8 protein-coding genes and 1 pseudogene are annotated in these 7,898 nt (G+C 63.9%); 4 read left to right on the forward strand and 5 right to left on the reverse strand.

Annotation, left to right across the window (positions count from 1 at the left end; all coding sequences use genetic code 11):
* On the forward strand, positions 1-553 hold a 553-nt coding region (locus CWO89_RS37550), incomplete at its 5' end, for a polysaccharide biosynthesis/export family protein (RefSeq protein ID WP_130583402.1).
* 135 nt (positions 554-688) lie between these two features.
* On the opposite strand, the gene CWO89_RS37555 is transcribed toward CWO89_RS37550, so the two are convergent.
* The 3 genes from CWO89_RS37555 to CWO89_RS37565 are packed head-to-tail and all read right to left on the reverse strand — an operon-like array spanning position 689 to position 2,557.
* Positions 689-1,363, reverse strand: coding sequence for a dienelactone hydrolase family protein (locus CWO89_RS37555; protein ID WP_130583403.1), 675 nt, complete (start codon positions 1,361-1,363; stop codon positions 689-691).
* Between the two features lie 58 nt (positions 1,364-1,421).
* Complete coding sequence (locus CWO89_RS37560; protein ID WP_130583404.1) at positions 1,422-1,772, reverse strand: hypothetical protein; 351 nt, start codon at positions 1,770-1,772, stop codon at positions 1,422-1,424.
* On the reverse strand, positions 1,769-2,557 hold the full coding sequence (locus CWO89_RS37565) for an alpha/beta fold hydrolase (RefSeq protein WP_130583405.1): 789 nt from the start codon (positions 2,555-2,557) through the stop codon (positions 1,769-1,771). Before CWO89_RS37565 ends, CWO89_RS37560 begins: the two co-directional genes overlap by 4 nt.
* Positions 2,558-2,767: 210 nt before the next feature.
* Here CWO89_RS37565 and CWO89_RS37570 point away from each other — a divergent pair.
* Positions 2,768-3,865 (forward strand): annotated as a pseudogene (locus tag CWO89_RS37570) (HD-GYP domain-containing protein).
* Positions 3,866-4,001: 136 nt separating this feature from the next.
* On the opposite strand, the gene CWO89_RS37575 reads toward CWO89_RS37570, so the two are convergent.
* Complete coding sequence (locus CWO89_RS37575) at positions 4,002-5,576, reverse strand: AMP-binding protein (protein ID WP_130583406.1); 1,575 nt, start codon at positions 5,574-5,576, stop codon at positions 4,002-4,004.
* Positions 5,577-5,766: 190 nt separating this feature from the next.
* Entirely contained in the window at positions 5,767-6,186 is a 420-nt protein-coding gene (locus CWO89_RS37580; RefSeq protein WP_130583407.1) for a VOC family protein, read from the reverse strand.
* Positions 6,187-6,323: 137 nt separating this feature from the next.
* On the opposite strand from CWO89_RS37580, the gene CWO89_RS37585 reads away from it, so the two are divergent.
* Positions 6,324-7,298, forward strand: a complete 975-nt coding sequence (locus CWO89_RS37585) for a Bug family tripartite tricarboxylate transporter substrate binding protein (RefSeq protein WP_130583408.1) — start codon at positions 6,324-6,326, stop codon at positions 7,296-7,298.
* Positions 7,299-7,538: 240 nt separating this feature from the next.
* Positions 7,539-7,814, forward strand: coding sequence for a DUF3551 domain-containing protein (locus tag CWO89_RS37590; RefSeq protein WP_130583409.1), 276 nt, complete (start codon positions 7,539-7,541; stop codon positions 7,812-7,814).
* Positions 7,815-7,898: the final 84 nt, after the last annotated feature.

Raw genomic sequence — 7,898 nt, forward strand, 5'->3', positions numbered from 1 at the left:
CGGCGGTGGCGCAGTCGGCGCGCTTCGCTCCGCCTTTGCCGCTTCACCGCGCGCGGCCTACGCAGCGGCGCCCGGGGCTGGGGTCCGCTACGACTCGGCCTACCATCTCGATGCCGGCGACCGGCTGCGTGTCGTGGTCTACGGCCAGGAAGGTCTCACCAATACCTACGCGATCGACGCTAGCGGCTCGATCACCATGCCGCTGATCGGGCAAGTGCCCGCGCGCGGCAGGACGACGTCGGGGCTCGCAAGCGAGATCGCGGCAAAGCTGCGCAGCGGCTACATCCGCGAGCCTTCGGTCGCCGTCGAGATCGAGGCCTACCGTCCGTTCTTCATCCTCGGCGAAGTCGCCGCGCCCGGACAATATCCGTACGTGCCCAACATGACCGTCGAAAGCGCCGTGGCGATTGCGGGCGGCTTCTCGCCGCGCGCCAAGCGCGACATGGTGACGCTGACGCATACCGATGGCAACGGCTCGGGGCGCTACACGGTGCCGCTCGGCACGCCGATGAGTCCCGGCGACACGGTGTTCGTCGGCGAGCGGTGGTTCTAGGCGACACTCTCTCCACTCGTCATTCCGGGGCGCGCGCAGCGCGAGCCCGGAATCCATCGGGCCACAAAACGTGCGGATGAATGGATTCCGGGCTCACGCTGCGCGTGCCCCGGAATGACGGCAGAGAGCTGTGCGCTATCCCTTCAAATACTTCGCGAAAAACGCCAGGCTGCGCGGCCAGGCGATGTCGGCGCTGGCCTTGTCGTAGCTTGCCCTTTCGTCGCAATGAAAGCCGTGCTGCGCGCCGGGATAGATGTGGACCTCGACCTCGGGCCGCTTGGCCTTGATGGTCTCGACATCGGTCAAGGGAATGCCAGCGTCCTTCTCGCCGAAGTGCAGTTGCGTCGGCACCTTCGGCTTGTCGTCGGCAAAGCGGACGATGGCGCCCCCGTAATAGCCGACGGCCGCCTTCAGGCCCGTCAGCTTGGTCGCCGCGACATAGGCGACGCTGCCGCCGAGGCAGAAGCCGATGATGCCGACCGGGCCGACATCCTTGGCGGCATCAATGGCAGCCTGGGTGTCGCGCAGCATCGCCGCCCAATCCGGATTGGCGACGAATTTGCGCGCGATCGCGATTTCCTCCGGCGAGTAGCCGCTCTGGAAATTCGGCTCGCTGCGGTCGAAGATCGAGGGCGCGATCGCGACATAGCCGTCCTGGGCGAGGCGGTCGCAGACCGAGCGGATGTGGTGGTTGACGCCAAAAATCTCCTGGATCACCACGATCGCTCCCTTTGGCGCCCCAGTGGGGTCCGCGCGGTAGCCGCCGAGTTCGAAACCGTCCGAAGCCGTCAGCGTGATATCTCGTCCCATGGGTCATCCCTTCTCGTTTGAGGGTTGCAATTCGGGTTCGCGAAACAGCAGCGGCTGATTACCGCCACATCCAGTTTTGGCCCCAATCGGCCTTCCAGCCGGCGAGCCGCCCTTTGCGGAACTGCAGAAAGAGCCGGTCGTTGTGTGGGAACAGCCCGCTGCCGCCGAGATCGCGGAAGGTGAGATAGATCTCGTTGCCGGGACGTCCTCTGATGTAGGTGAGGGGCGTGCCGAGCGCGCGCGACGTCTCTTCCACGTCCATCCCAAACACCAGCGGCGCAGTGTTCGACAGCGTCGCTACGAAGGTGGATGGCGCAGGAGCAGGCCCGCCAAATGGCGGTAGGTGCTGCGCGCAGGCCGGTTCCGCGGCAGCGGCGAGCACGAGCAGTATCGCGGCAATCGTCCTCATGATGCAGCTTTCTGCGCCGACTTCGCCTCAAGTTCATCGAGGAACGGCAGCACCGCTTCGATGAAGGCCTGCGGCTGATCGATATTGACGGCGTGGCCGGCGGCCGGGATCACGACCTTCTGCGCGCCGGGAATCTTGGCCGCCATATAGTCCGAGGCGGCGAGGAACGGCGTGTCGTCGGCGCCGACCACGATCAGCGACGGCGCCTTGATATCGGGCAGCGACTCGATCACGCGTGCGTCGCGCTGGGTCAGCATGCCGCGCGCGGCAAGGGCAAGACCCGAGGCATCGCGGTGCGTCACCGTCGAGCGCTCGCGGCTGAACGATTTCAAGAGATCGAGGCCTTCGCGCTCGAACTTCGCTGCGGTGTCGTAGGCGCGCTTGTTCCAGGCATCGCGGGCGTCGTCCTTCTTGAAGCCGGGTCCGGTGTCGATAATCAAGAGCGCGCGCACCCGCTCCGGATGCGCGCGATAGAACGCAAGCGACATATAGCCGCCGAGCGAGAGCCCGCCGACGATCGCCTCTTCCGCGCCGACCGCGTCCAGCAGCGCGGCCATGTCGGCCACCGTCAGGGCTTCGCTATAGGCTGCGGGATCGCTCGGATAATCCGACTGGCCGTGGCCGCGCATGTCCCACAGCACCAGCCTGTGGCGCTTCGACAGCGCCGCGACCTGGCCCTGCCACATCGCCGAGGTCGATGAATAGCCGTGGGTCAGGAGCAGGGGCGGGCCGTCGCCATGGACCTCATAATAGATTTCGACCCCATCTCGCTTGATTTTCGGCATTGCGTTTCCCCGAGCAGATTCTGGCAGCGATGCTGCGCAATCATCCTAGCGCGATCTGTTCCCGGGTGGGAAATGCGGAAATGGAAGACCCGATCGTTAAAATTCTAGCATTGGCGCTAGACCGCTGTTCATCATGCCCATTAAGCCGCAGGGAACCCATTCTCGGCTAGCCTGGCTTGTCGATCGTCATTGCGAACGCCCAGGAATTTCATGACAGCGTTAGCCAACAAGACTTCGCCCAAACGCCGCCTGTTGCTGGCGTCGGATCGAGGCGACCAAAGCAGCGAACTGGCCAGGATTTTGCGGTCCGTCGGCGAGGTCGACACCATTTCGACCGCGGAGATTCCCGAGAAGCCCGCGGATAATCTTTCGGGCATCGTGGTCGACATCAACCTGCGCTCGCCCGAGAGCGTGCAGCTCGTGCGCAACAAACTCAGGACGGAAGCCTATCGCGAAATGCCGCGGCTGTTCGTGCTGTAGGATGCATTGCACCACGCGACCATGCAGGCCTGGGCGCTCGGGGCCATCGACACGATCTCGCGTCCGTTCGACGCTGCCGGACTGTTGCAGCGCATCCGCGCCGCGTTTCCGGACGCAGACGGCTACGATGAAACCGATCGCGGCAAGGCGCTGAACCGCGGCGTCGAGGCGGCGCATGCGGTGATGGTCAAGATGTTCGAAAAGCTGCCGGCCGGCGAGCCCCTGCAATTCAGCGATATCGTCGCCGCCGAGCGCAAGATCCTGAAGGCGATCAAGCACTCATCCTTGCGCGAATGGCTGACCATGGTCGGCTGCCATCACACCGACACCTATCGTCATTGCCTGTTCGTGACCGGTTTTGCGGTGGCGTTCGCGCAGCACCTCGGTATGCGCGAGGACGACCAGCGCCGCCTTGCCCGCGCGGCGCTGCTGCACGATGTCGGCAAGGCGTTCATCCCGACCTCCATCCTGGACAAGCCGACCGAATTGACGGCGGACGAGATGGCCGAGATGCGCGAGCATCCGCGGCGCGGCTACGAGGCGCTCTTGGTCCAGGGCGGCTTTCCGCCTGAAATGCTCGACGTGGTGCTGCACCATCATGAGATGCTGGACGGCTCCGGCTATCCGAATGGCCTCCACGGCGGCCAGATCAGCGACATCGTGCGGGTCACCACCATTGTCGACATCTACGCCGCGCTGGTGGAGAAGCGCGCCTACCGGCTGCAGTTCACCCACGCCAAGGCGTTCGCGATGATGGAAGACATGGGCGCCAAGCTCGACCAGCAATTGCTGCAGGCGTTCCGCCCGGTCGCGTTCGGGCATTATTGATTCCGACTGCTCCGCCGTCATTGCGAGGAGCGCAGCGACGAAGCAATCCATCGGCTCCGCAAGCGGCACTATGGATTGCTTCGCTACGCTCGCAATGACGTGGAGAGACGTTGCCCCGAAATAGCGAGTCGGCGCCTCACTCCAGCATCTTCCGCAACTCGGCTTTGGCGACCTTCTCCAGCGTCGAGCGCGGCATGTCGTCGACGAAGCGGATTTCGCGCGGCACCTTGAAGTCGGCGAGTGCGTTGCGGCAGGCGGCCATGACATCGTCATGCAGGTCGACGGGTGCGATGCCGCCTTGCGGAATGATGAAGACCACCGGCACCTCCTCGAGCATCGGGTGCCTCTTCGCAACCACCGCCGCCTCGCGCACGCCGGGCACCACCGCAATCACCTGCTCGATCTCGGAGGCCGCGACGTTCTCGCCGCCGACCTTCAGCATGTCCTTGGCGCGGTCGCCGAACTTGACGAAGCCGTGTTCGAGCAGCGTGACGCGGTCGCCGGTCAGGAAATAGCCGTGCTCGTCGAAGCTTTCGCGGGTGGCCTTTTCGTTGTGCAGATATTCCTTGAACAGCGACAGTCCGGGAATGCCCTTGATCGAGAGATTGCCAGTGCCGCCGACGTCCGTCGCCGAGCCGTCATCATTGGTGATACGGATCGAATATTCGCTCGCCGCGCGCCCGATCGACATCGGCGTGTTCGGCTGGTCGACCTCGCCGATAATGCCGTGGGTGATGGTCTCCGTCATGCCCCACCAGCCGATGGTTTTGACGCCGAATGCGGCAAAGGGCGGCGGCTCGCACACCGCCGTGCCCCAAAGCCGGAACTTGTGGTTGTCAGGAATCTCGTGCTCCAGCAGCGCCTTCATGCAGAACGGAATGGTCGAGGTCCAGGTGCAGCCATGCTCCAGCGCGACGCCCCAGAACCGGCTTGCCGAAAACCGCGGCTGGATCACGCAGGAGGCGCCGACCCAGAGCGTCGCCAGCATCGAATAGGCGAGCGCATTGGTGTGGAACAGCGGCAGGTAAATCTGGTGCACGTCGCCGGCATGCAGGTCCTCGTGCGCCGCATTGACCTTGGCGCCCCACAGCGCATTGGCGTGGGTCCACAACACCGCCTTCGGGCGCGACGTCGTGCCGGACGTGTACTGCACGCTGCAGGGAGCGAGCGGATCGGTGGCGCGGCGCGGCCGGTCGGCGCTGTCGGCGAACAGCGCCTCAAAACTGTCGCCGCGTGACACGGGCTGTGCCGGCGCGGCGCCGGCGTTATGCGAGATCACGGCGATCCAGCGCAGGTCGCGGCAATTGGCTGCGATCGATTCGGCATAGGCCGGCTGGGTGATTGCGGCAACCGCGCCGCAATGGCCGGCGAAATATTCCATCTCGGCGGCGGCCGAGCGCGTGTTGGTGGTGACCGCGATCGCGCCAAGCTCGACGCAGGCGAACCAGGCCAGCATCGCCTCGATGCAATTATCCAGATGGATCAGCACATATTCGCCGGGCGTGACGCCGCGTTTTGCGAGCCCCGCGGCCAGCGCGCCGACGCGCTCGTGAAATTCGCCATAAGTCCATTTTCGCGCCGGCGCCTCGAACGGCGCCCAGATCAGGAACGGGTGATCGCGCCGGATCTCCGCGCGCATCCGAAGCAGCCACGGCACGTCGAGGCCTGCGAACGGTCCCACGATACCAGGTGCTGCCTGTGAATTGGTCATGCTTCCTCCCGCGCAGCCTTGCTGGCTGCTTTCGTTCTTATTCCAGAAGCATTTGTGCCACCGGATCGTACGGCGGGCAAATAATACGGGCGGATTCCCTCCACGTCATTGCGAGGAGCGCAGCGACGAAGCAATCCATGCCCCCGCAAGTGGCGAAATGGATTGCTTCGCTCCGCTCGCAATGACGGTGCTAGGAGGCATCATCCTCATACGACGAAATCTCGATCAGGCTGCCGTCTGGATCGCGGCAATAGACCGAGCGCAGCATGCCGCGCGCGCCATGCCTGGCCACCGGGCCTTCCTCGATCTCGACGCCGTTGGCCTTCAGATGTTCGGCGACCTCGTCGGGCGTGCTGGAGGTGAGGAAGCAGAGGTCCTCGCTGCCGGGCGTCTCATGATCGGCTGTGAACCAGTCGATCTTGCAGGCATCGCGCGGCCGCACGTTGATCTTCTGGTTGCCGAACACCAGCGAGGTCCGTGGCGCCTTGCCTTCACCCGGATCGAACACCTTGACCTCCATGCCGAGGATCCTGCTGTACCATTCGGTGGAACGCGCCGCGTCTGACACGTTGATCACGAGATGGTCGAGCGCGTTCACCTTGACGGCCATGGCCTCATCCTTTCGTCGCGGTCCAGCGCGCAGGGTGCGCACTGGCTGTCCAATGCGTAGTTTGTTACAACGCACGCCGTCATCAGTTCAATAGAAACGGACCGGAGTGTGAACCCGGCCATATCGGAGGAAACTTCATGATTTCACGCCGTACTGCGCTTGGCCTGATCGGTTCCGGGATTTCGACATTCGCGATCGGCCGCGCTTCGGCAGCGGCGGACTATCCGGCACGGCCGGTCCGCTGGATCGTCGGCTATCCGCCGGGCGGCGCCACCGATATCCTGGCGCGCCTGATCGGGCAGCGGCTGTCGGAAAAGCTCGGACAGCAATTCGTGGTCGAGAACAAGCCCGGCGCCGGCAACAATATCGGCACGGAAGCTGCGATCAACGCCGAGCCGGACGGCTACACCGTGCTGCTGGTAAACCCTGCGAACTACATCAACGCCACGCTGTATGCGAATCTGAAGTTCAATTTCGTTCGCGACATCGCGCCGATCGCCTCGTTCCAGCGGGTGCCGAACGTGATGACCGTCAACAAGGACGTCCCGGCCAAGAACGTCGCCGAGTTCATCGCATACGTGAAAGCCAATCCCGGCAAGGTGAACATGGCCTCATCAGGCAATGGCACCTCGGTGCATCTCTCCGGCGAGATGTTCATGGCGATGAGCGGCGCCAAGATGCAGCACGTGCCCTATCGCGGCGCGGCGCCGGCCATCACCGACCTGCTCGCCGGCCAGGTGCACGTGATCTTCGACAACATGCCCTCGATCATCCAGCATATCCGCTCCGGCTCGTTGCGGGCGCTCGGCGTCACCACGGCGGAGCGTTCGCCGCAACTGCCCGACGTGCAGGCCGTCGGCGAGACCGTCAAGGGTTACGAGGCGAGCGCCTTGTTCGGCATGGGCGCGCCAAAGAACACACCGAAGGAGATCATCACCAAGCTCAACAGCGAGATCAACGCTGTGATGGCTGAGCCGGCGATGAAGACACGTTTGGTTGAACTGGGCGGCGAGCCGCGCATCCAGACGCCGGAAGCGTTCGGTGCGGAGATCGTCGCCGAGACCGAAAAGTGGAAGAAAGTGGTCGAGGGCGCCGGGCTGAAGGTGGAATAGGACGCAAGCGCGCATCATCCAGAACCTTCCTGCGGCATCGTGGTCTGAACCTTGACGCCGGCCACGCGACTACGCAGATGCAGGCATGAGCATGATCCGGAAAAGTGGGAACCGGTTTTCCCTCGCGACAAACGCGAAGCGTTTTCGTGGGAAGATCATGGTCAAGCAAAGATGAGATCATGATCCGATCTGATCGGATCATGATCTCGGCCAGCTTGGCCAAGGCGAAGGAGAACGACGATGCGCAAACTGATGTTGGCAATGCTGGCCGTGACGGCCGTCGGGGCGGGTGTCACCGCCGGCTCCGCTCCCGCCGCGGCCTACGACTATCCCTGGTGCGCCCAAGGCAGGGGCTTCGGCATTCCGGGCGACTGCTCGTATCAAACCTACGGGCAATGCATGGCGAGCGCGTCCGGCCGCAACCTCTATTGCAACATCAATCCACGTGTAGCCTTCGGTCAGCAACAGCCGCCACGTCGCGGTCGCGCGTACAGGGACTACTATTATTACAACTGAGCTTGCGAACGGCGTGCTTCGCCGTGCCTACCGGCCAGCGCCTTCGCGCTGTCAGTTGATGTGCCCTCTCCCCTTGTGGGCTAT

Origin of the sequence: Bradyrhizobium sp. Leo170 (genome assembly GCF_004296405.1) — a bacterium.
Classification (GTDB): Bacteria; Pseudomonadota; Alphaproteobacteria; order Rhizobiales; family Xanthobacteraceae; genus Bradyrhizobium.